Raw genomic sequence first — 26,978 nt, forward strand, 5'->3', positions numbered from 1 at the left:
CTGATAAAATATTAAAAATATAAATTCAGTGATTTAGATGGGGGTGAATTTGTTGTTTTCAAGTTCATCCCGAGCGTGCTCAAGTTCAAAACCCAAATTTGAAATCTGAACAATTTGGATTTTATGTGACCATTTTAAAGTCGTAAACTACAAAGACGCAGGGTGGATTATATCATGCCATAAAAATTGGTTAGAAATAAAGACTAAAAATCAAATTAATTGCTCTAAATTCAAATAAAACTTGACAAGGTTCTGGAACCCATATAAATAGCGGCTAAGACCCTTCACATTTTTTCACTATGAGGTAGTTTTAGTGTCTTCTACAGATTTTGAACTAGATGATAACTACGCTGATGATGATGTTAATTTTGATGAGTCATCAAGTAAAATTAGTGCGAAAGAATCATTAGAAAAACGTCGCCTGATTGATGACCTTCTTGCACAGCGCCGTTTGGAACGTGAGCTTAAAGATTTTGATTACGACATCGACGATGACGACGGTTTTGACGACGAAGAAGACTAAAATCAGATGTAGCATCGTGTCTGAAAATGCTATGCTAATGCCCTAATCAGTTTCTGAATTTGGATTTGAAATGAGTGCTTTAGATTTAGACTTATTGAGTGAATATCTAGATGGTGACCAAAATGAGTATGGTCTAGATTTTGCAGCGACTCATGGTTTCTTGTGTGCAATTGCAGTTGGTCCTACTTTTGCAAAATGGTTGGATGAACTTTTTGATAATAATCAAAAGAAAGTGCCTGCCGAGATCATCGCGCAAGTGAAAGCTTGGCTTGAGTCTATTCGTCAAAACCTTGCCAATGAAGAAGGGATTGAATTTCCTTTTGAAATTGAAGAGGCAGATGTTGAGTCAAGTCTAGGGGATTGGAGCGTTGGTTTTGTCGATGCAATGTTCCTCAATGAAGATGCATGGTTCACGCCTGAGTTTGAAGAGCAACTGGTCGATCTTACTTTACCAATTATGGTATTTAGTGGGATTGACGAAGAAGATCCGCAAATGGAAACTTTCCGCCGTAACGGTCAGTTAATGGATGAGCTTGCAGAAGAAATTCCAGAGAACTTAAACGAACTTTATCTCATGTATCATACGCCAGCATAATTGTTCTTGTGTCGTGACATCAGCGACGCAGGCATTAGTAAGCAAATAAAAAAACGTCCCTAGAGGACGTTTTTTTATGCCCAAATTTTAGTGTTTAAACGCAGGTACCACTCATGCTTAATTTGTGAGAAATAAGCAAAGTCCTAAAGTTGCGAGTACGGTACCGATGACACGGTTAATACTCACTTGTTTGCGTAAAATTTTATTTCGGATCACTGGGGTAGAGCAGAATAGTGAAATGAGCAAAAACCACAGCAGATGACTGACCGAGATAAACACGCCATAACCAATTAAATGCATTAGACCATGATTGCCTCGCAGTAACTGTGCAAAGATGCTCATCACAAATAGTGTAGTTTTGGGATTCAAACTGTTGCCAAGAAAACCTTGTATAAATGCTTGATGTGGATCCAGTAAAGTATGAGTGGCATGGTCACTAATTTGCTGATGGGTAAATGTTTTGTACCCGATATACATCAGATACAGTGCGCCAATATATTGAATGATATGCAATAGGTTTGGAATGTAGTGCTTTAAGAAGCTGAGCCCCAGTACGCTATAGCTAATGTGGATCCATACAGCACAAGCAATACCATATGCGGTATAGATCCCTTGTTTACGCCCATATAGATAACTATTTCGGCTGACCAAAGCGAAGTCAGCACCGGGACTGATGACTGCAAGTAGGGTGATGATGGCAATTGCTATAATTTCATTCACTCATTGATCCTTGTTCGGGTTGAATTAAAGGATTTATATATTTTTCATATATTTGCTATAGTGAAAATCGATTTTAATTCTTTCCTTTTGATGAGTTTTTGGAATGATTGAGCGCTTATCACTGAATTCTCTTAAGTTTTTTTATTATGTCGCTCGCTATGACAGTGTAACCGTCGCTGCTGAAAAACTCTTTGTCACTCAAGGGGCGGTCAGTAAGCAGTTAAAAAATTTGGAAGAGGCACTGGGACGTCGTTTATTTATTCGCGACGGCAAAAAGTTACAGCTGACGGGGGATGGTCTAACACTGTTTGATTGTTGTGAGCAGGTCTTTCCTCAGATTGACCAATGTCTCGTACAGATGGCAAAAGAAAAGAAGAATGAGAAGAAGACCTTAATCTTATCCTGTGAGCCGACCATCGCCATGAAATGGCTGATTCCGCGCTTGGTTCAATTTAAGCTGCGTTACCCTGAGATTGATATCAGTTTGTTAACAGGTGGTGGAGAAGCGGATTTTAAAGCGCAAAACATCGACTTAGCCTTAAGGCGTAATGATTTTGACTGGGGCAAGGCCATTTATAGTGAAAAAATGGCGGATGAGCATATGGTTTGTGTATCGCGTCATAAGCATTTAGCCCCGATGTCTCAACTGTTTATTTCCAGTTCGCGACCTAAAATTTGGACACAATTTAAGGATGCATATAAAGCGCAGTTTAAGCACTTTCAAAAAGTAGCGTTGGAACATTTCTATTTGTGCATAGAGGCCTCTTTAGCAGGGTTGGGTGCAACAGTAGTTTCAGCTTATATGGTTGAAAAAGAGCTCGATTTTCAAATGTTAGATATGCTTAGCCCTATTGTGCAAGACGGCTCTGCTTATTATTTACTTTCCGCATCTCCTTTTGAGGATGATCCGCATAAGGTCATTTTTAAAGATTGGTTGATTGAAGAAATGAGGGCTAGCCAAACAAAGTTAATGGCACTTCCCGATCAAAAGCACTAATGACGTGCGGTATTTGATCGCTATCTATCGAGCATAAAAAAACACCTCAAACGAGGTGCTTTTTTATGGCAACTTTTTAAAACAATAGTCTGCGTACCAACCATAGGCAATATGAAAAATAGCGCCATGAATCGCGACCATACATAGCATAACGACAGCGGTGAGTCCAATACCAGCATTATCGACTGATTTCATAATGGCTTCAGCATTAGGATTCATTAGTACTAAAAACAGCACAAAGAAACTACCGATGATAATTGCGACAGCACTTGAACCCCAAACCAGTTGAATTTTTTCATGATTGTTTGGAACTCGGTGTTCTTTTTTCACAAAGTGTCCGACACTAATCAGTGCACAAGCTACTAAGGTCGGAATTAAGGTTAAACCGCCAAGGTTTAGACCAAAGACCAGTACGGTGATTAACAGCACCAAAGCAATGCTATATACCGCCGCAAAATGCAGTAAATAGTGTTTCATGTATTTCCCCAAAATAAATAAATTAGCTGCGTGTTTTACGCAAATGCCTGCGGTATAAAAACCAAAGGATAATCACAGCGACAATGGCAATAATGACATAACCGACTTTGCTAAAAATTTGATGCATCAGTGCTTGGTTTTCACCAAAGTAATAACCGACTGTTGCTAAAAATGTTGTCCAAATAATTGTACCGAGTCCACTATAAAACATGAACTTCCAAAAGGGCATACGGCTCATCCCCGCAGGGATACTAATCAGTGAACGCACTGCAGGAATCATGCGACCAAAAAATACAATACGGTGACCATACTGCTCAAACCAATCTAAGGATTTTTTCACATCAGCGGATTTGATAAATAGATATTTACCATAGCGGTCGACCCATCTGAAAATGTACTCTTGTTTAAATTGATAGCCGATCCAATACAGCACTGCTGCGGCAAAGAGTGAACCAATACATCCTGCAATAATGACCCCAATTAAAACCAACTCACCTTGTGATGCGGCATAACCTGCAGAAGGCATGATAATTTCAGAAGGAATGGGCGGAAAAACATTATCAAGAAACATGAGTAAGGCTATTCCCCAATAACCCAATTGTTCCATGACGGAGATGATCCATGCAGTGAGGTTCATATAGACCATAAAAATAAATGCGATAAGTTATCTTAAGGACTTATCGCATGTGGGTAAAGAATTGAAATGTATTGTTTTCTATTCATCGAAACGGGTATGGGTCAGGGTGTGAATATAGACTTTACGTAAGCTATAGGCCAACGCAATCGGGATTAAACTAAGCAGCGTATAATTTAAGAGATTTGAACTTAAATGGTAACCAATGCCGAGGGCAATACTTGAACCAATCAACATGCCCAAAACCACGATAAACAAATGCGTGCGTTGTTCAAGCTTGCTTTTGATTTGGTTGAAGCTGGTATTGTGATATTGCTCGATACGGTTTGCTGCGGCATTGCGAATCAATGTGCGATGGCGTGGCATGATTATTTTATGCATGGTAATCATCCTATTTTCGTCGTTTAGGCATGTCATTTTTATTGTTATGTGGAGACCTACAGGGCACCACTTTAGCTTATTATTTATACAGTATGACTCAGATTGAGTTAAATATTGTGACAAAATTGTTAAATATTTTTAAAAAACGCGAACTGGATAAAAAAATAAGCCCTCAAATGAGGGCTTATTCTTGACTTAAATCATCTGAATGATTTTAAAGGCGTTTACGTTTAGCCGCAGCAATCTGCGACTGGCGCATACGGAAGCCTTCTTTTTGTTTTTCTGTGGTTTTGTCGATACAGTATTTGCATGACACACCATGTTCATAGCTAGGTTCTTCTGCTTCAGCAGGAAGAAGTGGCCAACCACAAGCATGACATTTAATGTTAAGGCCTTCTTCAACACCATGAGTGACTGCAGTACGGCCATCAAAAACGAAACATTCACCTTCCCACATACTTTGTTCAGCAGGGGTTTCTTCCAAGTACTTTAAGATGCCGCCTTTTAAGTGATAAACCTCATTGAAACCTTCTTGAAGAAGAAGGGAGGTCGATTTTTCACAGCGGATACCACCTGTACAGAACATCGCAATTTTTTTATCTTTGTGCTGTTCAAGGTTTTGTTTAACGTATTCTGGAAATTCGCGGAAGCTTTCTGTTTTCGGATCAATAGCACCCTTAAATGTTCCAGCTTTGTATTCATAGTCATTACGAGTATCGATCAAAATGACGTCATCACGAGCAATCAGGTCATTCCATTCTTTCGGGTCAAGGTAGTGACCGACTAAATCACGTGGCTTTACTTCAACGCCTAAAGTCACGATCTCTTTTTTAAGTTTAATCTTCATTTTACGAAATGGTTTGTCTGCACTGTCAGACTCTTTGTATTCCATTTCGTTAAAACCTTCATTCAGAAGGAATTGATGAATCATATCGATCGCGGCACGGTCGCCTGCAACCGTACCATTAATGCCTTCGCCCGCTACAATCAGAGTACCACATAGGTTGATGGTTTTTACCAAGTCTAAAAGACGTTGTTGAAGATCAGCAGGATCTTGAACTTCTTTGAATTGATAAAGTGCGGCAACAACCCAACCAGTCGTCGCTTGCTGTTCTACAGGTGCAAGCTGTTCTACAGTAGCGTTCATGGAGTACTCCAATGTATTTTGATAGATAATTTTAAGGCGCACATTTTACATGGAATTGAATCAAGATGCGAGATAAGTAAACATTTTAAATGGCTTCTCAAGTGGTAGGTGAGCGTGTATATTCAGTTGCCCAAGACAAAATCCGTTTTGTTTTGGTGCGTTTATTAACAGGAGTATGTTTTGAGTACAGATCGTCGAATTGCCTCTTTGACCCCATGTGCAGGGCGTTGTTCAACGGTATTTGGTGATTCTGTGTGTCGTGGTTGTCGTCGTTTTAATCATGAAGTGATTCAGTGGAACACCTATACTTCGGAGCAGCATCGTTCAGTTTGGCAACGCTTAGATGCACAACTAGATCAAATTTTAGTGCCAATGTTACCTTTTGCTGATGTGCAGCAGGTAGAAGCTTTTGTTTTATCTAAACGCGTTCGTTTACGTCCCGATGCATCAAAAGGGCGGAAGCTTTATCATGCGTTAAAAGTATGTGAAAAAAATAAGAACTTTACCGAAGAAAGTGGTTTAGGCATTCAAGCGCAGCAAGTGAAACCGATTTGGCAAGAGTTTGAACGCCGTGTTCTTGCACTTGCTACAGCCAGTTATGATTTGGCATTTTTGCGTGCTGACGCAATTCGACAACATCTCATCCATATGGAAGAGGACGAATAAGTCCTCTTGGTTTGATATAGAAAAAGAATACTCCGCATACCTAAGCTATTTGCGAGAGTGACTGGGGGAAAGGGTTTTTTCGATGGTGAATGTATTTGAGCTGGTGTTGTACTGTACGGCTGTGGTGGTCATGATTGCAACACCTGGCCCAGTGATGTTGTTGGTTGCCAGTGCAGGTCTAAAAGGTGGGTATAAACAAGCCTTAAAAACCATTTTTGGGACGAATTTAGCCTCTTTGGTTCTTATTATATTGTCTGTACTCATCTTAAAAGGCTTTTTAAACATTGCAGAGCATTGGTTAAATGCGATTAAGATTTTAGGCTGCGTATATATTGCCTATCTCGGTTTTCAAATTTTAAAAGAAGCCATTGCACAAGAAACAGAAACATCACCTGTGCAACTAAAGGCGGTGCAGGGGGGCTTTAAGCAAGGTTTCTTGGTGGGGATTTCAAATCCGAAGGATATTATTTTCTTTGCCTCATTTTTCCCACAGTTCATTGGGGTCACCAGTGATGTCGATATCAGCCTTGTACTGTTGACCATTCTCTGGATTATTCTAGACTTCAGCACATTGTCTTTGGTTTATTTGGGTTTTAATAAATTATCGCAGTCCGCTTTGTACAATAAGTTGTTAGGCGTTTGTGGTGCGATATTGGTCAGTATTGCGCTCTATGGTATTTATACTGTCTTTGTTTGATGCTGATGGTATTGCATCAAAAAGCCTCCAACATGGAGGCTTTTTGATTAGGAGCCTAAAAATTAAACTCCGTGTTTAATGCGATATTGCACCAATTCTTCAATGGTGATCACAGTCAATTGATGTGTTTGCGCATATGCCAACACTTGAATGCCAGAGGCCATAGTTCCATCGGCATTGGTCAGTTCACACAAGACACCTGCTGGTTTTAAGCCTGCTAAACGTGCTAAATCAATCGTCCCTTCGGTATGACCGCGACGGGTGAGCACACCGCCTTGGCGTGCACGAAGCGGGAATACATGACCAGGGCGGTTTAAGTCGCTGGCAACAGCCCCATCTTTAATTGCTGCTTTGACTGTGGTGGTACGATCTTGTGCAGACACACCAGTAGTCACGCCAGTTGCGGCTTCAATGGTCACAGTGAATGCTGTTTTAAACTGACTTGAGTTATCTGACACCATAGGCACAAGGTCTAAGTGATCGGCCAGTTCATCGGTCAGACATAAACAGACAATGCCAGAACCATCACGAATCATGCGTGCCATCGTTTCGACGGTGAGAGTTTCAGCAGCCACAATGAGGTCGGCTTCGTTTTCACGGTCAAAGTCATCCATCACCAAAACCGGTTTGCCTTGGCGGATATCTTCTAAAGCTTGCTGGATACGTTGCTCAGCTGGAGAAAGGGCTGAAAAGAAAATTTCGGGTTGAATCAAACTAGACATTGAAACGCTCGCGTAAAATTGAAGTACGGTTGAACATTTCAGGACTTTGAAAAATTGGCGTAGCAATAAATCCTCACAGGTTTGCACCTGAGATTCTATTGGTCACGTCGTCTTCTTTCATCCGGACTATACCGTCGGCTTTGGAATTGAACCAAATCTGCGAGCTAAATAGATGATTTCTACTTGGCTGGCTCGTGGGCTGATTCAGTTTTAATAATTCAACTGAACTTACCACCGGTGGGGAATTACACCCCGCCCTGAAGCGATGTAACTCCATTATAGTGCTAAATATTTAGAAAAACAGGGGGAGTTTTAGAATGATCAGTTTTATACATAGAACAAATTTTGCTATAGCTTTGCTAAAGATCAACAATCTCTTTGCATGATTTAACTTAGTATGGGTATAAAGTTTCAAAATGAATACCTAAGAAAAAGTGCATAATTTGAATTAGCAGTGCTTTTATAGGCTGAATATCTTTAAATAATGTAGATAAAAATAAGAGTGAGGAATTAGGATTGATCAAAATTCAACAATATGATTATCCTTGGAATGCTGAATCCTTCATAAAGCATCTTCAAGTTTTTGGTTTTACACTCATCGCGGTCAGTATGTTGTATTTGGTTGCTGCCAATTGGTTTATGTTGCCACAGAATATTCAGCTGGCTATTCCTCAGTTGTTATTATTACTCAGCGCAGTTTTTAGCCTGTGGCTGACAAAACATGATTTTCTCGTGCAATGTTTACAAAGTATCTGTGGTTTGATGATTGGTTTAAGTCTGGCTGTGATTGGTCAAATTTATCAAACGGGTGCTGACAGCTATTTATTATTTCTACTTTGGTCTGTGCTGCTTTTACCGTGGTTATATCGTCCGAATATCGGTGTATTTTTCCTTTTATGTATTATCAGCCAATTGGCACTGTTTCTGTTTTTTATCCAAACCTTTTGGGGGAATCAATATCCAGATCTCTTTTTAATCAGTATTCATGTATTTGCACTGATTCAATTCTATCTCTGCAATAAATATTATTCGAAACTCCGTTATTTATTCTTACTGTGGTTTGCCATTCTCTCGGTTTGGCATATGGCGATGTATCTCTATGCGGATAAAAGCATTCTTTATTTCACAGTGTCTTTTCTCTTGTTGGGCATTTCACTGGCTTACTATTATCAAAATAAAGATCAGCTATGTAGCGCACTTTCAGCAGTTGGCTTAGGCATTAGCTTTACCTTGATCATTGTGAAGACGGTGACGGAATGGTTTGGTCATAATGAAATTTTTGAATTATTTTTTATCGCACTGATTATTTTTGCGTGGTTTGCTTTCATCACTTACATGTTGATTAAATTTATTCCACATAGTCGGTTCAATGCTATTCCCCTTGCTGTGGGGGCTTGGATTGCGGGTATCGTCTTTGCAACGTTGATGTTGACCTTTTGGGGAAATTTCTCTTTGCTTATGGGTATTGTCTTTGTAGCTTTGGCAGCTTACTTGTTGAAAGCTAAACAAAGTTTATTTTTAAGACAATTTGCTTATTGTCTCTGGGTTGCAGGACAAATTGCGGTCATCTTTCACACCGTTGATTTAATCAATCAAATTCTTCCTATTCTATTTTTACAATTGGCGATGCTAGTACTCGCTTATTTCATGCGAACACATTGGTTCTTTGTCTTTGTTCAAATTTTGGGTTTATATGCAGCAGGTGTGGCGTGTATTTGGGATATTAATGCACATCTCAGTTGGCGCAATATTGTTGAAAATTTTGTTTATTTAGCACTTTGGAATTATGTTTTTTATCTGGGAATTCTGGGCATAAAATTCATACAGCCAATCGAATATCAACGCAGTGTATTGCTTTCTGCACTTGGGATTATTCTATTTTCCATGGGTTTTTATACTTTATTTGGGAAATACGAATTAGCGAAAATTGAGCACATTCCGATATTGGCTTTTGGCTTACCGATTTTATGGTTTGTGCTTTTTGTCTTTTTGCATATTCAAAAGCAGTTTCATTTATTTGCGCATTTTATTTTGACTGCTTTTGCGGTAGGACTGATTTTTTATGGTTATTTCGATATTTTTATTTGTTTGGCCATCATTTCATGGGCATTAAAAACACAAGATAAAGTAATCTATGGATTTGCGCTGGCAACTTTCGCTGTAATTTTAGGGTTTTTATATTATTCCCTTGACGTGACCTTTCTAATTAAAAGTTTAAGCATGTTCCTGTCTGGCCTGATGTTGCTCTTGCTGACATTGAGCTTGATGCTATTTAAGCAAAAAGAGGAGTTCGGCATATGAAGAAAATGATTCCTCTTGCTTTGGCATTACTCAGCATCGCGGTATTTTTAGGCTTAATTTTTAAAAATGAATGGCACTTAAACAATAGTCAAACCATGTATGTGCGTTTGCAACCTGTAGACCCGCGTTCGATTATTCAGGGGGATTATATGGCGCTGAATTATCAACTTTATTTTGCTCCTCAGCATTTGAGTCCAGAAAGTACTAGCCAAGCCAACAGCAATCAAGAAGATCAGATTTTTTCAGGTCATTATTTTGATGAAGTGATTAAGAACAAGTCTTCGGTGCTCACTCATGTTGAACTCGATTCACAGAGGCGCGTGATCCATAGCTACTTTGAGTTCCCGAAAAATGTTCGTACAGCTCGACTGATTTTACAAAACCCGAATAATCTCTATAACGGACTTTATCCTGCGTCGAGAAGTTTTTTATTTGCAGAAGGTTTAGCGGATTGTTATCAGCAGGCAGAATATGCTGAGTTTAAAGTCGATGAGCAGGGCAATGCGATACTCACGGCATTGAAAGGTGATCAGCTACAAGATTTAGGCTGTGAGAGCAAACGAGATTGGTTGAGCGGGTTTCGCGCTGCTCAGAATTGATACAATTGCATTATTCTGCTCATAAAAAAATCCGCACGCAGCGGATTTTTTTAATCTATTGGGCTTAAGCCACTTGTACTGGAATGCAGTTTGCCATGTGACTTACAGTGTTATCTGGATTTGCATAAACTAAACGTGGTTTATGTGCATTTGCTTCAGCTTCTGTGAAATCACCGAATGTCGCAATAATCATTAAATCGCCTACATCGGCTTGATGTGCTGCACCACCATTGACTGAAATGATGCCAGAACCTTCTTCACCACGAATTGCATAGGTACTGAAACGCTTACCATTAGTCACGTTCCACATGTGAATTTCTTCATATTCGCGGATACCGGCTAAATCCAATAAAAGACCATCGATTGCACATGAACCTTCATAATGGAGTTCAGCTTGAGTAACAACACAACGGTGGATTTTTGCTTTTAATAAACGAGATAGCATGGCTAGCGTCTCCTGAGTGGACCTAAGATCGTTATCTTATGGTTGAATCAATCTGAACTTGCTGGATAAGCAATCAGGCAAGCGCATTTTGCCTTTAAAATGACAGTATGGCAAGCAGCATGGTTCAACATTTTTTTGACTTATCAGTTTGGTTTGTAAGCATTGATTTGATTCATGGCAGGCTGAATCTCACCATTTACCAGCATTTTAGTGCGAGCTAATGCGTGATGGATTGCGTCATCCATTAAATTTTGTTCATTGCTTGGTGCTTTGCTTAAGACATGTCCTGAAACACGTTCTTTTGAACCGGGGTGACCAATACCAATGCGTAAGCGATGGAAATTTGGACCGATATGAGGAACTATGTCGCGTAAACCATTATGACCACCATGACCACCACCTGTTTTTAGGCGAATGACACCAGGGTTCATATCTAGTTCATCGTGAGCAATCAGTATTGCTTCTGGAGCAATATTGTAGAATTTTGCGAAGGGAACAACACTTTTACCAACAAGGTTCATAAAGGTTGTGGGTAATAGCAGACGGACGTCTTGACCTTCGATATTACCACGCCCACTCATTCCATTGAATTTTGGGTCTTTTTTAAGCGTAATGCCATATTGTTCTGCAAGGCGTTCAACAAACCAAAAGCCTGCATTATGGCGGGTTTGGGCATACTCAGAACCTGGGTTGCCCAAACCAACAATCAGTGAAATATTTGACACTAATTACACCAATAACACTTATGCGCGAACGAAGTCAGCGTGCATAGGCGTGTTTTTAGCTGGGTGACGTTGTAACGCTTTGATTTTAACGCTTTCAACTTTGTCGCCAACTTTGATTTCAACAACTTCTTCGAAGAAAGCGTTGTTTTCTAAAGCTTTAACAAGCTCACGAAGTTCTAAAGTAACAGCTACAGGTTCAGCAGCACCACCGTAGATGATAGCTGGAACTTGAGCAGCGTGACGAAGGCGGCGGCTCGCACCTTTCCCTTGGTTAGCTGCTTCACGCGCTTGAGCGTTTAATACGAAGTTTGCCATGATAGACATCCTTAATTTAAGTTTTAAATAAACTAGATCTGCGACCGACCTAGTGAGACAAAGCCCTGCACTGGGCAGGGCTTTTAAAATTCAGCGCTATATTATAGATAAGAATCAAACATTGCGCTAATAGATTCTTCGTTGTTAATACGACGAATTGTTTCAGCAACCATACTCGCAACTGAAACTTGGCGAATCTTACCAAGAGTTTGAGCTTCTTCAGAAAGAGGAATGGTGTCTGTAACAACCAATTCATCAATCACAGAGTTTTTCAAGTTTTCGATAGCTTTACCTGATAAAACAGGGTGAGTTGCATAAGCAACCACTTTGCGCGCACCAAATGTTTTCAATGCATCAGCAGCTTTACATAACGTACCTGCAGTATCCACCATGTCATCTACGATGACGCAGTCACGGCCTTTAACATCACCAATCAAGTGCATGACTTGTGATTCGTTTGCCTTTTGACGACGTTTGTCGATGATAGCAAGGTCAATATCGCCCATTTGTTTAGCAACAGCACGTGCACGAACGACACCGCCAACGTCAGGAGAAACCACCATGAGGTTATCATGTGATTGTTGACGAAGGTCAGCTAAAAGCGCTGGTGTACCGTAGATGTTGTCTACAGGGATATCGAAGAAACCTTGGATTTGGTCAGCATGAAGGTCGATCATTACCACACGGTCAATTCCTACAGTTGTCAGCATATCTGCGACAACTTTTGCAGTAATTGGAACACGTGATGAACGAGGACGACGGTCTTGACGCGCATAACCGAAATAAGGAATCACTGCGGTAATACGACCAGCACTTGCACGACGCAAAGCATCAGCCATAACGAGGATTTCCATCAGGTTATCATTCGTTGGGGCACAAGTAGGTTGTACGATAAATACGTCTTTACCACGAACATTTTCAGTAATTTCGACAGCAATTTCACCGTCAGAAAATTGACCAATAGATGCAGCACCTAAAGGGATGTGCAAGTGGCTTACGACTTTTTGGGCGAATTGTGGATGTGCAGATCCACTAAAAACGACAAGATTGGGCATGAAGCACCCTTGGCGGTTGGCAATTTAGGAATTAGATGGCAGGGGTAGCTGGATTCGAACCAACGGATGCCGATATCAAAAACCGGTGCCTTACCACTTGGCGATACCCCTAATGCGGCAGAACTTTAATATTTTTGCGTCATTCTGTCAAGGTAAATTAACAGTAGAACAGCAAAGTGTTGTTCTGTCTTTTTGGAAAATGGCAGGGGTAGCTGGATTCGAACCAACGGATGCCGATATCAAAAACCGGTGCCTTACCACTTGGCGATACCCCTAAATTTGATTACTGTAAAATGGCAGGGGTAGCTGGATTCGAACCAACGGATGCCGATATCAAAAACCGGTGCCTTACCACTTGGCGATACCCCTAGTACAGTCATCTACAGGTGAAATAAAATGGCAGGGGTAGCTGGATTCGAACCAACGGATGCCGATATCAAAAACCGGTGCCTTACCACTTGGCGATACCCCTATCAGGTAACGTAGAAATGTCTTATTGGTGATTCATTCAAGCTGTTGACCAAGTAAGCTTTACATGGTGCATTTGCAAGAACATCATCAATGTTCATATCACTCGTTACTTCAGTAAAAACACAAGCACCTGTACCTGTAAGTTTTGCAATACCGAACTGGTCGAGATATTGCATTGCTTCATCTACTTCTGGATATAAACTTCTCGCCAAAGGCTCAAAATTATTTCCAAAATCAGATGGCTTTAACTGATAGGCGCAAAATTTAGAGCTCTTCGTGTTTCTTGTCAATGTTTTTTGTGAAAAAAGCAATTGAGTGCTGATAAAACAATCAGGTTTTAACACGATGTATTGTTTTTGATCTAAGTCTATGAATGTTAAGTGCTCACCTATGCCTTCAGCCCATGCATTGCGACCATGGACAAAGATGGGAACGTCTGCGCCTAACTGAACACCCAAGTCGGCTAATTGCTCAGTATTTAGCCCGCACTGCCACAGTTGATTGACTACGATTAATGTCGTTGCAGCATCCGATGAACCGCCACCTAAGCCTGCACCCATCGGAATAATTTTTTCAAGACGAATGGATAAACCGGTAGCTGTTTGTGCATACGGCTTAAGTATCTGCGTTGCTCTATAAATCAAATTTTGACTCAAATCGACACTATTTAAGCCTTCAATATGAATCTCTTGATCCGTACGAGGCTCAAATTCCAACCAATCACATAGATCGATCAACTGGAAAATACTTTGCAGTTCATGGTAGCCGTTTTCACGACGACCCGTAATGTGTAAAAACAAATTCAGTTTTGAAGGGGCAGGGACACGGATCATAACGAGACAAACTAGCGGTTTTGAATGACCATTGTAATACGGTTTTCGGCACCATTTTCAAGTGCTTGTTTTAAAATCAGCCGATTTGGCATATGGGCTTGCTCGTTATAGCTCAGCTCAACGCTCCAACCATCTTCAATGATCTGTACTGCGCGTTTGGCACTGTCACGTTGGATTTGTGCTTGAACTGTTGCGGGTTTGGCTTGAACCCAATTGACTAAATGGGTGATGGGCGCCTGCCAACCAGTTGCTGTTTTTAAAAGTTCTTCAGGAGTTTCAGCTTGGATGAGGCCAGTTTTAGCACTATTCAGGCTAACTTCACCTGGACGACCAGTAATTTGCGTCTTACCAACGCCTAAAATTCCACTGAGCTCAATATCAAACTCTTGTTGCTGTTGTACCCATGTGAAAAAAGCACTGCCTGTCTGTTCAGGCGTACGCACCCCAATTTTACCTTGTAAGCTAAAGTGTTGATCAGATTCGGTTTGTATGGTGTTTGGGTCAAGCTGTGGTTTGGTAAATTGTTGACAGCCTGTTAGTGCCAAGCTACTTGCAGCAAGTAAGCTTAAGCTCAGATTTGAGAAAATACGCATAAAAACTATGAGCTCTTTTTCAGTTGTTGGGGTAACAATAAAGTATTTAGTTGATCCAATTGAGGATCATTTGGGTGTTTTTGTTTGAGTTGTTGTAACACAGTGGAGAATTTTTGCAGATCACCGAGCATATAGACTGATCGTGCATAACGTACCCCAATATTGACACTACCACTGATGAGATAGGCTTTTTCTAAAACTTCGGCTGACGTGCTAAAGTCATTTTGTAAGTAACAAATAAAGCCTAAGGTATCTAAGATGGAGGCTTGTTCAGGGGCATATTCTAAAGCATGTTCAACAAATCTACGTGCATCATCTAAGCGTCTGTTTTGCAAGGCTAAAGTGTATGCATAAGCATTGAGGTAGGTTGGGCTATTGGGCTCAATACTTAACAGTTGGTTTAGCAACTTTTCAAGTTTGTCTTTATCCGTATGTGGATCCAACATTAGCACTTCAGAATAGATCAGTTCAGGATCATCCGGTAAGTTTTTAATCGCCTCATCTAACAGTCGCATGGCTGCGGCTTTGTTATTCATGCGCTTTAAAATATCGGCTTGTGCCTGATACAAGAAGCTTGCATGTTGTGGGTAGTTCACCCGTTCTTGGGTTAAGAAGCGTAAAGCATCATTGGGTTTGTTTTGCTGAGTATAGATACTGATGAGGCTACGACGCGATACGGTATACAGACTACCATCGACTAGACGGTAGTAGGCCTTGGCTGTTTCAAAATGCTGTTTTCGTTCAGCATTCACTGCTAGATAGTAATAGGCTTCATTTTGATATTCAGCCGAATTACGTAGTTCAACCAGATATTTTTCAGCTTTTTCGTACTTCTTTAAATCAATACTGGTTAACCCCGCAATAAACAAGGCTTCTTCTTGGTTAGGCCATTTTTTAATCAGGCTCTCAAGCTTGGTTAAGGCCTCATTCGACGCATTAATTTTAATCAGATATTTGGCTTCTGCTAAACGGATATCGACATTGTCGCGGTGTTTACGACTCGATTTCGCATACCAATTACGGGTTTCTTCCTCTTGACCGAGTGCGCTGAGTAAGTTGGCTTTCATCAGGATGTAGCCTGTGACTTTTCCGCGCTTTTTTAGGGCTTTATTAATGGTGGTCAGGGCTTGTTCAAGCTGGCCATTTTGAGCCTCTAAACCTGCAATCAATGCCAAAATAGAGGGATTGTTCCGCTCCTTACTCGAACGTAACGCTTGAATGAGAATTTCTTGATCTTCAGGTTCTTCAGGGGCAATTCCCGCAAGGATCTGCTCTAAATCAGCATTGGCATCAATATTGAGAATCTTATCGAGCGTTTCAGCCGCAAGCTCATATTCATGTGCTTTGAGTGCAATATGCGACAAATAAAATAATGCTGGAACATCGGTGGGCTCTTGTACCACCCAATGCGTTGCAATGTCGAGTGCGGCATGCAAATCATTTTGTTCAAGGGCAATATTTAAAGCGCGCTGTTTAATGGTGGTGGAATTACTTTTAATCGCCAGCACAGTATAGTTGTGCAAGGCAGTCGCGCTGTCTTGGTAAGCCAGTGCAAATTCGGCAATCATACTTTGTTGAATTGCATCATAATTAGATAGCGAAAAATCTCCAGCTGCTCTAAGATGAGCACTAGATGCCATGCTACCGACGAGTAAGAATGTGGTAGAATATTGCTTAATTCTCGCGCCGCTCAGTCGGCAATGTGTTTGACGCAATTTTTCTTGATCCAAGTAATGCTTTTTATGACACCGTTATTGCACAATAGCATAAATTTAGCGAAATGATGATCTGATATGTCTTTCTTTGCATTGGGTGTCAACCATCAAACCGCCTCCGTAGAATTGCGTGAGCAAATTGCATTTAACCCTGAAAAGTTAACGCAACTGCTTGAGCAACAAGGCCAAAACCAAGACTTAAATGAAATGGTGGTGGTGTCTACGTGTAACAGAACAGAAGTGTATGCCATGTCTGAAAACTCAGATATGGTATTGAACTGGCTCGCCCAAGCAAATGGCATAGATGTTAAACAATTGTTGAATCATGTATACCGTTATGAAAATGCGCAGGCTGTGACTCACTTAATGCGTGTTGCAAGCGGTTTAGATTCACTCATGCTTGGTGAACCGCAAATTTTGGGGCAGGTTAAATCTGCACTATCTCTAGCGAAGACGGCTCATACTGTTTCTCCTCATTTAAACCGAATTTTTGAATATGCTTTCTATGCGGCGAAACGCGTCCGCTCTGAAACGGCTGTAGGTACTCACGCCGTATCGATGGGCTACGCGGTGGCTCAGTTGGCATTACAAGTGTTTAGTAAGCCTGAAAAGTTGACAGTCATGGTGGTCGCTGCGGGCGAAATGAATAGCTTGGTGGCGAAGCATTTGGCTGAAATGGGAGTCGCAAAAATCCTCATTTGTAACCGTACTCGTGAACGGGCTGAAACTTTGGCTCAAGAAATAGCCCATCGTGTAGATGTTGAAATCATTGAATTTGATCAGTTGGCCAGTAACTTAGCACGTGCAGATGTCATTTCCAGTTGTACGGGAAGTTTACATCAAGTGATTCATTATCCAGATGTCAAAGCTGCTTTAAAAAAGCGTCGTTATCAACAAATGTTGATGGTGGATTTGGCTGTTCCGCGTGATATCGACCCGAAAGTGGAAAGTTTGGATGGCGTCTATTTATATGGCGTAGATGATTTGCAGTCGGTGATTGATGAAAACCTTGCTCAGCGTCGTCAGGCAGCGGTTGAAGCAGAGGTGATGGTCAACCAATTAGCAACGGAGTTGGTGACCCAGCAGAAGGTTAATCTGGCAGGTGAAACCATCCATGCTTACCGTCAGCAAGGTGAACAGTTAAGACAAGAAGAATTAGATCTAGCGCTGGCACGAATTGCGAAAGGGGAAAAACCGGAGCGGGTGATGCAAGAGTTTGCACATCGTTTGACGCAGAAGTTGCTACATCCGACCTCGATTATGCTGCGTGAAGCAGCCAAATCAGAAGACCCAAGTCATTTTGAGCAAATGCAAACGTGTTTAAATGAGACTTTTGCTAAACGTCGTAAAACTAAAAAGTAAATCTAAATACGAAAATGTAATAGGTTTAAGTAATCAGTCTTAAGCCTATTTTTTTGGTCAGTTCAAAGAGTTTATGTTTTAAATTTCGTGTCTCAATTAATGAATTTGGGGCTTTAAGTTTAAGTTTTAAATATTTTTCTTCAAGCGAAAGGGCATATTCACTGGCCAGTTTATCCGCCAGTTCTGGTGTTTTAGTTAGTTCTTCAATATTGGTGCGCTGCATAATATCGGCAATCGCGTTGGCATAACGGCTACACGCACCCAGTACATAATAGGTCGCCAGTTCTTGGTCATCAGGTAAATCATCAAAGATGCCATCTAAGACTTGTAGCACATGCGCTAAAAGTTCATCTTCAGGTAAATAGGCGCGTAGAGTTTCAAAGTGAATATACAAAAACGGATGATGGATCAGAACGGCGAGGGCGAAGTCTTCGTCTTTGGTGCGAATATTAAAAGACAACGAGGCATCGTTGCTGACTTGAGGTGTCCAGCGACGACCAAAACCGAGTTTTTCTTTGAAGGATTGATTTAGCAAATAACGGAAAGAGCCTGTTTTTGGCAATAAGTCCGTCAGTTGGCGTAACTCACTCATGACCTGACTTTTACCTTCAGGACTACTGATGTCATGGTTCTGCGTTAGATGTGCAAAAACAAAGTCTGATAGAAGAGGAGCCTGTTGGAGCAGTTTATTAAAGTTTTCAATACCTTCGCGACGAATCAGTGAGTCAGGGTCATGATCATTTGGTAAAACAAAAAACTTCAGCTCGCGACCATCATTGAGCAACGGTAATGCAATTTCTAAAGTACGGCGAGCCGCTTTTTGTCCAGCTACGTCACCATCGAAGGCAATGGTAATACGGTTGTTTTGTTTAAACAGAATATTTAAGTGTTCGGTGTTACTGGCAGTTCCTAAGGTCGCTACGGCACCTGCAATCCCATACTGCTGTAGTGCAATCACATCCATATAGCCTTCGACCATCAGCCAGTCTTGGGCTTTTTGTTTACGGCCTTCATATAAACCATAAAGTAATTGGTTTTTATGAAATACCTCAGAGTCTGGCGAGTTGATGTATTTGGGCTTAATTTCGTCATTTAGAGCACGACCACCGAAGCCTACCACACGACCTTTGGCATCACGAATCGGAAATATGACGCGATCCCGCAACAAGTCAAAGTCACGACCGTTATCGCTGGTACGAATTAGTCCAAGTAGCTTTAAGCCTTCGATATCTTGCGGGAAGGCTTTTTCTAAGTGTTGCCAGTCCTCAGGTGCATAACCTAAACGCCAATATGCAATGGTATCTCGGCTGAGTCCACGCTGTTTAAAGTACTGCTGAGCAGCACGACTATGCGGTAGTTGTTGCTCATAATATTGCGCAATATTTTCTAACAGGTCGTATAAGTTACCTTCCTGAACGGGGGTAGTGTTGAAGCCCTCGAAGGTATCAAAATCAGCGTAACCTTCTTGGTAGTCCATGGACTGAAATTCAGCAAAAGGATCATGCTCAATCTGAAACTCAGGTTGTGCTGGAGCTGGCTCGGTTTTCTTGGCTTCAGTGGCATCGACCTGTGGTTTTTGGAGAGGTTTAGCTTCGCGCTTATACACCAGTTTTTTCGAGTCACGGTTGTCTTTTGGAAGTTCGATGCCTGTTTGACTCGACAAATCCTTCATCACATCAATAAAGCTACGACTGTCGATGTCCATTAAAAAACGAATGGCATTACCATTGGCCTGACAACCAAAACAGTGAAAATACTGTTTGTCACGATACACGTGAAAAGATGGTGATTTTTCTTGATGGAACGGACAACAGCCTGAATAGGTGCGACCTGACTTTTTAAGTTTCACACGTTGACCAATCAGGTCGACAATGTCGGTCCGATCTAAAATTTGGTCAATGGTGTGTTGAGGAATAGCCATGTCGAATCGTCAGTCGCTGATATTTTGGAAACCGTGAAAAGAAGCAGAGATGGAGGTTTTAAAATGCAAACAACCATCGAATCTAGATTGTTTTGTATACCTTTTAGGCGTTTTGATCAAGCGGAAATCGCACAAAACAAAAGGGCAAGTATGATAACTTGCCCTTTCTAAAATAGCGAATATTTCAGAGGAATTATTCGGTTTCAGTATTGATGTTTTGCTGTGTTTCAGGGCGATCCAGTAAACCGAAGCTGACACGATTGGTAAAGCTGCGTTCTGCTGTTTGTTTGGGTTGTTCGATTTTTTCTTCAGAACTGTTTTGTTCTTCACGACCAAACACACCTAAAGTTGCACGGTTAACCCAACTTGCGTCTTTACGTGCAGCGCGTAAGTTCACTTCACCATTCGATTTCACTAAATTTGGATAATTCAGTTTCAAGACATCGGTATATTGTTGCGCAGTTTGCTTGTCGCCCAATTGGTCATAGGAATAAGCAACAGTTGCTAAAGCTTCAGGCACTTGAGGGCTTTGTGGATAATGTTCAATCACCCATTGCGCACGCTCTAGTGCTGCGACCCATGCTTTACGTTTGATATTAAAACGTGCGGCATTCATTTCGCTTTCAGCCAACTCATTGCTGATAAACTTCATGCGTTGTGCGGCATCTACAGCATAAGTGCTTGAAGGGTAACGACGAATAAAGTCTACGAAGTTTTGATACGCCACTTTAAGATAGCTCACATCGCGATGTGCTTGCTTTAAAGAAGTATAACGAATCAAACCATCATAGTTTTGTTCCATGTTGGCTACGCCACGGACATAGTAGGCATAGTCCACGTTTGGATGCTGAGGGTTCAAACGAATGAAACGATCAGCCAGTGCAATCGCACCTTCATAATCTTTTTGCTGAAACTTCACATAGAGCAGCTCTAGTTGAGCTTGTTGTGCATATTCACCTGTAGGGTAATAGGTATCTAATGCTTCTAAGTGTTTTGCAGCGTCGGTATATTGACCACTTTGCAGTGCTTTTTCTGCTTTTTGAATATAAACCTGTTCACTCGATTGTGGACCGGTATCTACCACTTCTTTCTTGGGATTGCTGCTACAGCCTACCATTGCAGATGCAATGCCAATCGTTAGAGCAAGCATTGTCATTTTATAATGTGGTAGCGACATAAAAATTCCTCTGTTAATACGGGCAATGAGCTACAATTGCGCTATTAAATCACTTTTATTTGAATGATCAAATGGCTCAAGCACAATCTTCCGATCCAAATTTCCCTGAAACTGATTTCAATTTACTTGAAGATTCTGAGGATGCAGATAACCATACTTCAAGCTCTACTGCAACACGTTTATCGTTGCAATTTCAATTGGATGAAACTTATCTCGGACAGCGTATAGACCAAGTTGCAGCAACGATTTGGAGCGACTTTTCGCGTGAAAAACTCAAACAGTGGCTAAAAGAAGGCCATTTGTTGGTAAATGGTAACAGTGTCAAACCGAAATATAAATGTGAAGGATTTGAACTGTTAACCCTTGAAGTTGAGTTAGAAGCCCAAACTCGTAGTCTGCCTGAAGATATTCCGCTGGATATCGTCTATGAAGATGACGACATTATTGTTGTTAATAAACCTGTTGGGATGGTGGTTCACCCAGGTGCGGGCAACTCATCGGGTACGTTGGTAAATGCATTATTGCATCACTATCCAAAATCGGCAGAACTGACTCGTGCGGGATTGGTGCATCGTATTGATAAAGATACGTCAGGTTTATTGGTCGTTGCGAAAAACTTAGAAGCACAATTTTCACTCAGCAAGCAATTGGCGAAAAAAACGGTTTACCGTGTTTATGATCTGATTGTGTATGGCAATGTGATTGCTGGAGGCACGGTGGATGAACCGATTAAACGTCATCCTGTAGATCGTGTCAAAATGGCGGTATTACCAGGTGGTAAAGACGCTGTAACACACTACAACGTGAAAGAACGCTTCCAACATTTCACCCGCATCCAAGCTCGTCTTGAAACTGGACGTACGCATCAGATTCGTGTGCATTTTAGTTATATTGGTTTTGGTTTAGTTGGCGATCCTGTGTATATGCCACGTGTACGCGTGCCCGCAGGTGCAACAGAACTTTTAGATGAGACTTTACGTGGTTTCAGACGCCAAGCCTTGCATGCAGCAGAGCTAGGTTTGAAACACCCTCGTACAGGTGAAGAAATGTTGTTTAAAGCGCCGTGGCCAGCAGACTTGGCGACCTTGGTCGATGTACTACGCACGGAAAACAAAGCCTACTAAGTTATAGTTGAATCATCATAAGGACAGTATATGCAATTTGTTCAAGGACTTCCGGCAGGTGTTTTTGTAGGGCAAACCCGTGTACATCATGATCGTGCTTTAGAAACTACTCAATCTGAACTACAAGGCTTTAATTTGGCTTTGCATGTACAGGATGATGCTGCACGTGTGCAACAGCATCGCATGATCTTGCTCGAAGAGTTTGCAGGCTATGGGGTCGATAAAATTACGTGGATGACGCAAACCCATAGCACCATTTGCTGTGCAGTGAATGAGCAAATTGACTTTGATGCTCAAGAAGGGGATGGTTTAGTGACACAGCGCCCGAAGCATGCCCTGATGATGATGACAGCCGATTGTTTGCCAGTGGTTTTAGGCAATGCAGATGGAACTGAAGTGGCCAATTTGCATGCAGGTTGGCGTGGGTTGGCGCATGGCATTATTGAAAGTACCATTTCCAGCATGAATACTCAGCCGACATGGGCTTGGTTGGGCGCAGCTATTAGCCAACCTTGTTTTGAAATTGGGGCGGAAGTAAAAGAAGCCTTTTGTTCAAAGTATGCTGAGCTGGAGTCTGCATTTCAAACAGCTGAGCAAGCTGGAAAGTATTATGCTGACTTATATGCGATCGCAAAATTTATTCTAAAACAGCATGGTGTTGAAGTGGTTTCTGGCGGTGATCAGTGTTCATTTAGCCAGTCTGATGAATATTTTTCGTATCGCCGTCATGCCAAAACTGGGCGTATGGCGACCTTTGTGTTTATGCAATAGTTTTGGCTTTTGATGAAGTGCTTGGCTGTTTTAATCCTTGCACTTACTCCCCACTCTGCGAGTGAAAGTGTTAAACTTAACTCAATTCTTTGGTCTTAAAAGTTTCCATGTCTGTACCTGATCTTGTTTCTGCTGCACCTGTTCATGTGTGTGTGGTTTATCATAGCGCCTATGGTCATACGGCGAAAGTCGCTCAGTATATTGCACAAGGTGCAGAGCAGGCAGGTGCTGATGTGCATTTAATTTCTGTTGCTGCTGTGCAGTGGGACTTGTTAGATCAGGCCGATATTATTGTGATGGGTTGTCCAACGTATATGGGCAGTCTTACCGCAGCGCTTAAGCAGTTTATGGAAGATTCCTCTAAGCGTTGGTTAGCTCGGGCTTGGCAAGGAAAACTGGCTGCAGGCTTTACCAATGGTGGGGGCTTAAGTGGCGATAAACTGGCGGTATTACAACAGATTAATTTATTTGCTATGCAGCATGGTATGTTGTGGGCTGGTTTACCGTTTATGCCGACGGGACGTAGCCAACACGATATTAATCGGATGTCGAGCTTTTTAGGTTTGATGACTCAGTCAGACAACGCCAGTATTGAAATAACCCCACCCGAAGGTGACTTGGAAACTGCTCGAAAGTTCGGAAAATATTTGGTTGAGCTAAAAGCTGACTATTAACAGTTCTAATAATAAAAAAACCTCCACATAGGAGGTTTTTTTATTATTTATGCATAATACGGGCTTTATCACGTTGCCAGTCACGGTCTTTTTCCGTGGCACGTTTGTCATGCAGCTGTTTGCCTTTCACTAAAGCGATTTCTAATTTCGCACGTGGTCCTTTCCAATAAGCAACAAGCGGAACACACGAATAACCTTTTTGATTCACTGCGCCGAGTAGCTTATCCAGTTCACGACGGTTCAACAGTAACTTACGGGTACGGGTCGCTTCAGGAACAATGTGCGTTGATGCACTGAGTAAAGGCTGAATCTGAGCACCAAACAGGAAAGCTTCACCATTTTTAAAGGTGATATAACTCTCAGACAGCGTCATACGACCTGCACGTAATGATTTCACTTCCCAGCCTTGCAGTGACAGGCCGGCTTCAAATTTTTCTTCAATAAAATAGTCGTGACGTGCACGTTTATTCTGTGCAATCGTCCCGCTGGTATTTTTTTTAACTACAGTTGCTTTCGCCATAATCAATTACTTCCAACAATGTACCTATTGTGCCTTAAAGCATGGTTAAGGTGAAGTTTTTTCAAATTTATAGAGTTTCTTCACCTATAAAACAAGTTTTTGCTAAAATATGGCTCTACAAAATCAACAGAGTAAAAATGGATGTCTAAAACTCGCGTCATTTACCCGGGGACTTTTGATCCAATTACCAATGGTCATATTGATTTGGTTACACGTGCATCACGTATGTTTGATGAAGTGGTGGTAGCCATTGCCATTGGTCATCATAAAAACCCTCTCTTTAGTTTAGAAGAGCGTGTGAGCTTGGCCAAAGCATCATTAAGCCATCTTGATAATGTTGAGTTTGTAGGTTTTGATGGTTTGTTGGTGAACTTCTTCCGTGAACAAAAAGCAACGGCTGTACTGCGAGGATTGCGTGCAGTGTCTGACTTTGAATACGAGTTCCAGTTAGCCAATATGAACCGTCAACTTGATTCACACTTTGAGGCGGTATTTTTAACGCCGTCAGAACAGTATTCATTTATTTCATCGACATTGATTCGTGAAATAGCACGTTTAAAAGGTGATGTGACGAAGTTTGTACCACAAGCGGTGGTTGCTGCTTTTGAACGTAAACATCAACAAGGTTGGTAATGTGTCTTTATATATAACCGATGAATGCATCAATTGTGATGTTTGTGAACCTGTGTGCCCCAATGAAGCCATTTTCATGGGGGAATTGATTTATGAAATCAATCCAGACTTATGCACAGAGTGTATCGGACATTATGATAAACCCCAGTGCCAATTGTTCTGTCCAGTGGATTGTATTCCGCTAGATCCTAATCATGCGGAAACTGAGGATGAGCTCATGGATAAATATAAAAAACTAATTGCTCAAAAAAGCGCAAGCAATTAAGTCTAAGATTTGATACTATGCGCCTCGAAGTGAGCCAGACGATCGCTGCTGTGGAGATCTCCGTGATTGAAGCAGGGGAGGAAAGTCCGGGCTTCATAGGGCAAGGTGCCAGGTAACGCCTGGGCGGCGTGAGCCGACGGAAAGTGCAGCAGAGAGTAGACCGCCTTCATTATGGTTTCGAGCAATCGAAATCGGAGGTAAGGGTGAAAGGGTGCGGTAAGAGCGCACCGCATGGCTGGTAACAGTTCATGGCATGGTAAACCCCACCGGAAGCAAGACCAAATAGGGATCCTTTAGGCATGGCCCATGCTGGATCCGGGTAGGTCGCTTGAGCGTATGAGTGATTGTACGCCTAGAGGAATGATCGTTCTCGACAGAACCCGGCTTATCGGCTCACTTCAACAAATTTTGATCAATTAAGCGCGCAAGGTACTTGACGTACTGGTGAGAAAACCACATAATGCGCGCACAGTTTACGGCTATGTAGCTCAGTTGGTTAGAGCACCGCACTCATAATGCGGGGGTCACAAGTTCAAGTCTCGTCATAGCCACCATTTTTATAGACCACGTTCCAAAACGTGGTCTTTTTTTGTCCTTATTTTGGGCTTAATACCCACCTCCAATTTGCGTTTGTTGTTGTGAAGAAACTTCCTGAGCAGTAATTTTCTGCTGATCATCTGTTTCAATTAAATAGGTGGAAGAACGTTTTTTTGAAATTAACCCAAATTGATAGCGAGCGGTGAGTTGAACATAATTTTCTAGATATTTTGCACGATGACGTGGTTCTAATTTGAAAATATATTGTGCAAATTCTTCAGCATAACTTGGATTATTGAGTAAATTAGGATCGGTAATCGTGGCTAAATAATAATGTTGAGTTGGATTTATACCTTCCTCATTTTTAGGAAGGATGAGATAACCATAATCAAATTGGCTTAATTCCTTAAATTTTAGATTTTGTAAAGAAATAGGAATATAGTCTTGGTCACTTGTAATACTGTTCCAAACTTGTAACCCTGAAAAAATGAAAACTAAAATAGTTACGATGTAAAAATGTACATTCCATGTTGTAGAAATAGTCTTAGGTTCAACCCCATTTTTTATGACAATTGTGTGTGCTAGATAGTCGTGAATAGAGCGGCGATTTTTCCGATTAAAAATATATAAATAAATTATAGAAATCAGTAAGCTACCTAAAAGTATCGTAAAGATGCTATTCAATACTGGGTGAAAAAGTAGCGTAAAAGACATTAAGCAGAAAGGGGCATATAAAATTGCCGAGCGTAGAAATGAGGCGGATAGGCTGAGATACTGCTGATCTAGTTTGACGACTTTAATGGATTGAAGAATTTTGCCGATTGTTTGTCCATTATTGTTAACGCTGTTGCAATAAGTAAAGTATAGAATAACGAAAAGATAACCAATTAATGTTATGAGTATAGGGTATTCATAAGGAAATTTACCTAATAGGCTAGAGATAATGTTACAGAAAGCACCGATGAGCAAAGCATCAATGATAAATGCGAAGCTCCTACGCCAAAAGCCTGCAATATAAGGTTGTGTATCAGGTGATACACCATTTTCAATTGTATTATCCAAAATAATGACTCATGCTGTTATAAAATTATTGGTTTTGATGTTAAAAGTAATCAGTAATTAACAAGTTTTAATCACTTTATTAAATAGTGAGCTGTTTTACAGAATTGTAGAGATGAAATCAATAATTCGAAGAGATTCTTTTTATTTACATTGAGTTGATACTTCTGCAATTTTAATCCTTGGAAGCTATTTTGGATCTGCATATAGGCAGTACATTATTCTGCAAAAATTTATTTTTTAGCCTGTAATTTTATTCTTTGTTCAGTTTAGTTGCGCATAGCATTTAGCATTGCAATTTCAAGTTGCTTATATGGTGATCTT

Annotated in this window: 30 protein-coding genes, 5 tRNA genes, 1 other RNA gene and 1 riboswitch; of the genes, 15 read left to right on the forward strand and 21 right to left on the reverse strand. The window is 41.1% G+C overall.

All coding sequences use genetic code 11. From position 1 onward, the window contains the following. Nucleotides 1-313 precede the first annotated feature (313 nt). Both MF4642_RS03255 and MF4642_RS03260 read left to right on the forward strand, forming a co-directional pair. Nucleotides 314-523 (forward strand): PA3496 family putative envelope integrity protein, encoded by a 210-nt coding sequence (locus MF4642_RS03255; protein ID WP_004695480.1) that lies wholly within the window; start codon nucleotides 314-316, stop codon nucleotides 521-523. 70 nt (nucleotides 524-593) lie between these two features. Next, entirely contained in the window at nucleotides 594-1,118 is a 525-nt protein-coding gene (locus tag MF4642_RS03260; protein ID WP_004695482.1) for a YecA family protein, read from the forward strand. 117 nt (nucleotides 1,119-1,235) lie between these two features. Here MF4642_RS03260 and MF4642_RS03265 read toward each other — a convergent pair whose 3' ends face one another. Next, nucleotides 1,236-1,838, reverse strand: a complete 603-nt coding sequence (locus MF4642_RS03265) for a LysE family translocator (protein ID WP_004695484.1) — start codon at nucleotides 1,836-1,838, stop codon at nucleotides 1,236-1,238. A 103-nt stretch (nucleotides 1,839-1,941) separates the two neighbouring features. Here MF4642_RS03265 and MF4642_RS03270 point away from each other — a divergent pair, with 103 nt between their 5' ends. After that, nucleotides 1,942-2,835 carry a LysR family transcriptional regulator gene (locus MF4642_RS03270; protein ID WP_004695486.1) on the forward strand — a complete coding sequence of 298 codons (894 nt, stop codon included), beginning with the start codon at nucleotides 1,942-1,944 and terminating at the stop codon, nucleotides 2,833-2,835. Between the two features lie 63 nt (nucleotides 2,836-2,898). Here the strand turns inward: MF4642_RS03270 and MF4642_RS03275 are convergent, their stop codons facing one another. From MF4642_RS03275 to MF4642_RS03290, 4 genes are all read right to left on the reverse strand, one after another. Further along, nucleotides 2,899-3,312 carry an ABZJ_00895 family protein gene (locus tag MF4642_RS03275; RefSeq protein ID WP_004695488.1) on the reverse strand — a complete coding sequence of 138 codons (414 nt, stop codon included), beginning with the start codon at nucleotides 3,310-3,312 and terminating at the stop codon, nucleotides 2,899-2,901. 22 nt (nucleotides 3,313-3,334) lie between these two features. Beyond that, entirely contained in the window at nucleotides 3,335-3,949 is a 615-nt protein-coding gene (locus MF4642_RS03280; protein ID WP_026056455.1) for a DedA family protein, read from the reverse strand. A 78-nt stretch (nucleotides 3,950-4,027) separates the two neighbouring features. Then, a complete protein-coding gene (locus tag MF4642_RS03285) occupies nucleotides 4,028-4,327 on the reverse strand; it encodes a hypothetical protein (protein ID WP_078425296.1) in 300 nt (99 codons plus the stop codon). 214 nt (nucleotides 4,328-4,541) lie between these two features. Then, entirely contained in the window at nucleotides 4,542-5,474 is a 933-nt protein-coding gene (locus tag MF4642_RS03290) for a rhodanese-related sulfurtransferase (RefSeq protein ID WP_078425297.1), read from the reverse strand. 180 nt (nucleotides 5,475-5,654) lie between these two features. On the opposite strand from MF4642_RS03290, the gene MF4642_RS03295 reads away from it, so the two are divergent. After that, a complete protein-coding gene (locus MF4642_RS03295) occupies nucleotides 5,655-6,140 on the forward strand; it encodes a DUF1289 domain-containing protein (protein WP_078389134.1) in 486 nt (161 codons plus the stop codon). Nucleotides 6,141-6,222: 82 nt separating this feature from the next. Continuing rightward, nucleotides 6,223-6,837, forward strand: a complete 615-nt coding sequence (locus MF4642_RS03300) for a LysE family translocator (protein ID WP_078425298.1) — start codon at nucleotides 6,223-6,225, stop codon at nucleotides 6,835-6,837. A 62-nt stretch (nucleotides 6,838-6,899) separates the two neighbouring features. Here MF4642_RS03300 and ribB read toward each other — a convergent pair whose 3' ends face one another. Next, entirely contained in the window at nucleotides 6,900-7,559 is a 660-nt protein-coding gene (gene ribB, locus MF4642_RS03305) for a 3,4-dihydroxy-2-butanone-4-phosphate synthase (protein ID WP_004695499.1), read from the reverse strand. A gap of 105 nt (nucleotides 7,560-7,664) precedes the next feature. Next, nucleotides 7,665-7,827: riboswitch (FMN riboswitch) on the reverse strand. A 248-nt stretch (nucleotides 7,828-8,075) separates the two neighbouring features. Between ribB and MF4642_RS03310 the strand changes: the two genes are divergently transcribed. Then, nucleotides 8,076-9,860, forward strand: coding sequence for a DUF2157 domain-containing protein (locus MF4642_RS03310; protein WP_078425299.1), 1,785 nt, complete (start codon nucleotides 8,076-8,078; stop codon nucleotides 9,858-9,860). Further along, nucleotides 9,857-10,459, forward strand: a complete 603-nt coding sequence (locus MF4642_RS03315) for a GDYXXLXY domain-containing protein (RefSeq protein WP_078425300.1) — start codon at nucleotides 9,857-9,859, stop codon at nucleotides 10,457-10,459. Before MF4642_RS03310 ends, MF4642_RS03315 begins: the two co-directional genes overlap by 4 nt. A 64-nt stretch (nucleotides 10,460-10,523) precedes the next feature. Here the strand turns inward: MF4642_RS03315 and panD are convergent, their stop codons facing one another. The 11 genes from panD to MF4642_RS03370 form a co-directional block, all read right to left on the reverse strand. Continuing rightward, nucleotides 10,524-10,904 (reverse strand): aspartate 1-decarboxylase, encoded by a 381-nt coding sequence (panD, locus tag MF4642_RS03320; protein WP_004695506.1) that lies wholly within the window; start codon nucleotides 10,902-10,904, stop codon nucleotides 10,524-10,526. A 143-nt stretch (nucleotides 10,905-11,047) separates the two neighbouring features. Then, nucleotides 11,048-11,629, reverse strand: coding sequence for an aminoacyl-tRNA hydrolase (gene pth / locus MF4642_RS03325; RefSeq protein ID WP_004695508.1), 582 nt, complete (start codon nucleotides 11,627-11,629; stop codon nucleotides 11,048-11,050). A gap of 18 nt (nucleotides 11,630-11,647) precedes the next feature. Continuing rightward, complete coding sequence (gene rplY, locus MF4642_RS03330; RefSeq protein ID WP_004695511.1) at nucleotides 11,648-11,944, reverse strand: 50S ribosomal protein L25; 297 nt, start codon at nucleotides 11,942-11,944, stop codon at nucleotides 11,648-11,650. Between the two features lie 101 nt (nucleotides 11,945-12,045). Further along, on the reverse strand, nucleotides 12,046-12,999 hold the full coding sequence (locus tag MF4642_RS03335) for a ribose-phosphate pyrophosphokinase (RefSeq protein ID WP_078425301.1): 954 nt from the start codon (nucleotides 12,997-12,999) through the stop codon (nucleotides 12,046-12,048). Between the two features lie 36 nt (nucleotides 13,000-13,035). Beyond that, nucleotides 13,036-13,110 (reverse strand) — tRNA-Gln (locus MF4642_RS03340). A gap of 89 nt (nucleotides 13,111-13,199) precedes the next feature. After that, nucleotides 13,200-13,274 (reverse strand) — tRNA-Gln (locus tag MF4642_RS03345). Between the two features lie 19 nt (nucleotides 13,275-13,293). Next, nucleotides 13,294-13,368, reverse strand: a tRNA-Gln gene (locus MF4642_RS03350). 28 nt (nucleotides 13,369-13,396) lie between these two features. Next, nucleotides 13,397-13,471: transfer RNA gene (locus MF4642_RS03355), tRNA-Gln, on the reverse strand. A gap of 1 nt (nucleotide 13,472) precedes the next feature. Beyond that, nucleotides 13,473-14,303, reverse strand: a complete 831-nt coding sequence (gene ispE, locus MF4642_RS03360) for a 4-(cytidine 5'-diphospho)-2-C-methyl-D-erythritol kinase (protein WP_078425302.1) — start codon at nucleotides 14,301-14,303, stop codon at nucleotides 13,473-13,475. Between the two features lie 11 nt (nucleotides 14,304-14,314). Beyond that, a complete protein-coding gene (lolB, locus tag MF4642_RS03365) occupies nucleotides 14,315-14,896 on the reverse strand; it encodes a lipoprotein insertase outer membrane protein LolB (RefSeq protein WP_004695517.1) in 582 nt (193 codons plus the stop codon). Between the two features lie 5 nt (nucleotides 14,897-14,901). After that, nucleotides 14,902-16,611 carry a hypothetical protein gene (locus MF4642_RS03370; protein WP_004695519.1) on the reverse strand — a complete coding sequence of 570 codons (1,710 nt, stop codon included), beginning with the start codon at nucleotides 16,609-16,611 and terminating at the stop codon, nucleotides 14,902-14,904. 78 nt (nucleotides 16,612-16,689) lie between these two features. Here MF4642_RS03370 and hemA point away from each other — a divergent pair, with 78 nt between their 5' ends. Beyond that, a complete protein-coding gene (gene hemA / locus MF4642_RS03375) occupies nucleotides 16,690-17,973 on the forward strand; it encodes a glutamyl-tRNA reductase (protein ID WP_078425303.1) in 1,284 nt (427 codons plus the stop codon). Between the two features lie 25 nt (nucleotides 17,974-17,998). Here hemA and MF4642_RS03380 read toward each other — a convergent pair whose 3' ends face one another. Together MF4642_RS03380 and MF4642_RS03385 are read right to left on the reverse strand one after the other, a co-directional pair. Then, a complete protein-coding gene (locus MF4642_RS03380) occupies nucleotides 17,999-19,894 on the reverse strand; it encodes a DNA primase (RefSeq protein ID WP_078425304.1) in 1,896 nt (631 codons plus the stop codon). 193 nt (nucleotides 19,895-20,087) lie between these two features. Then, nucleotides 20,088-21,071, reverse strand: coding sequence for an outer membrane protein assembly factor BamD (locus MF4642_RS03385; RefSeq protein WP_078425305.1), 984 nt, complete (start codon nucleotides 21,069-21,071; stop codon nucleotides 20,088-20,090). A 71-nt stretch (nucleotides 21,072-21,142) separates the two neighbouring features. On the opposite strand from MF4642_RS03385, the gene rluD reads away from it, so the two are divergent. The 3 genes from rluD to MF4642_RS03400 all read left to right on the forward strand — a co-directional run bounded on the left by rluD (nucleotide 21,143) and on the right by MF4642_RS03400 (nucleotide 23,640). Then, nucleotides 21,143-22,195, forward strand: a complete 1,053-nt coding sequence (rluD, locus tag MF4642_RS03390) for a 23S rRNA pseudouridine(1911/1915/1917) synthase RluD (RefSeq protein ID WP_078425306.1) — start codon at nucleotides 21,143-21,145, stop codon at nucleotides 22,193-22,195. 30 nt (nucleotides 22,196-22,225) lie between these two features. Next, on the forward strand, nucleotides 22,226-22,966 hold the full coding sequence (pgeF, locus tag MF4642_RS03395; protein ID WP_078425307.1) for a peptidoglycan editing factor PgeF: 741 nt from the start codon (nucleotides 22,226-22,228) through the stop codon (nucleotides 22,964-22,966). Between the two features lie 107 nt (nucleotides 22,967-23,073). Next, nucleotides 23,074-23,640 (forward strand): flavodoxin family protein, encoded by a 567-nt coding sequence (locus MF4642_RS03400; protein WP_005400401.1) that lies wholly within the window; start codon nucleotides 23,074-23,076, stop codon nucleotides 23,638-23,640. Between the two features lie 43 nt (nucleotides 23,641-23,683). On the opposite strand, the gene smpB is transcribed toward MF4642_RS03400, so the two are convergent. Next, nucleotides 23,684-24,160, reverse strand: coding sequence for an SsrA-binding protein SmpB (gene smpB / locus MF4642_RS03405; protein WP_004695532.1), 477 nt, complete (start codon nucleotides 24,158-24,160; stop codon nucleotides 23,684-23,686). Nucleotides 24,161-24,301: 141 nt separating this feature from the next. Between smpB and coaD the strand changes: the two genes are divergently transcribed. The 4 genes from coaD (at nucleotide 24,302) to MF4642_RS03425 (ending at nucleotide 25,612) form a co-directional block, all read left to right on the forward strand. Next, on the forward strand, nucleotides 24,302-24,793 hold the full coding sequence (gene coaD, locus MF4642_RS03410; RefSeq protein ID WP_004695534.1) for a pantetheine-phosphate adenylyltransferase: 492 nt from the start codon (nucleotides 24,302-24,304) through the stop codon (nucleotides 24,791-24,793). 1 nt (nucleotide 24,794) lies between these two features. Beyond that, entirely contained in the window at nucleotides 24,795-25,058 is a 264-nt protein-coding gene (locus tag MF4642_RS03415; protein WP_004695536.1) for a YfhL family 4Fe-4S dicluster ferredoxin, read from the forward strand. Nucleotides 25,059-25,084: 26 nt separating this feature from the next. Further along, an RNA gene (rnpB, locus tag MF4642_RS03420) (RNase P RNA component class A) lies at nucleotides 25,085-25,462 on the forward strand. A 73-nt stretch (nucleotides 25,463-25,535) separates the two neighbouring features. Then, nucleotides 25,536-25,612: transfer RNA gene (locus tag MF4642_RS03425), tRNA-Met, on the forward strand. A 52-nt stretch (nucleotides 25,613-25,664) separates the two neighbouring features. Here MF4642_RS03425 and MF4642_RS03430 read toward each other — a convergent pair. Next, nucleotides 25,665-26,657: an RDD family protein gene (locus tag MF4642_RS03430; protein ID WP_078425308.1), complete on the reverse strand. Its 993-nt coding sequence runs from the start codon at nucleotides 26,655-26,657 to the stop codon at nucleotides 25,665-25,667. Between the last annotated feature and the right edge of the window lie 321 nt (nucleotides 26,658-26,978).

Source organism: Acinetobacter sp. MF4642 (assembly GCF_002018925.1).
Lineage (GTDB): Bacteria > Pseudomonadota > Gammaproteobacteria > Pseudomonadales > Moraxellaceae > Acinetobacter > Acinetobacter johnsonii.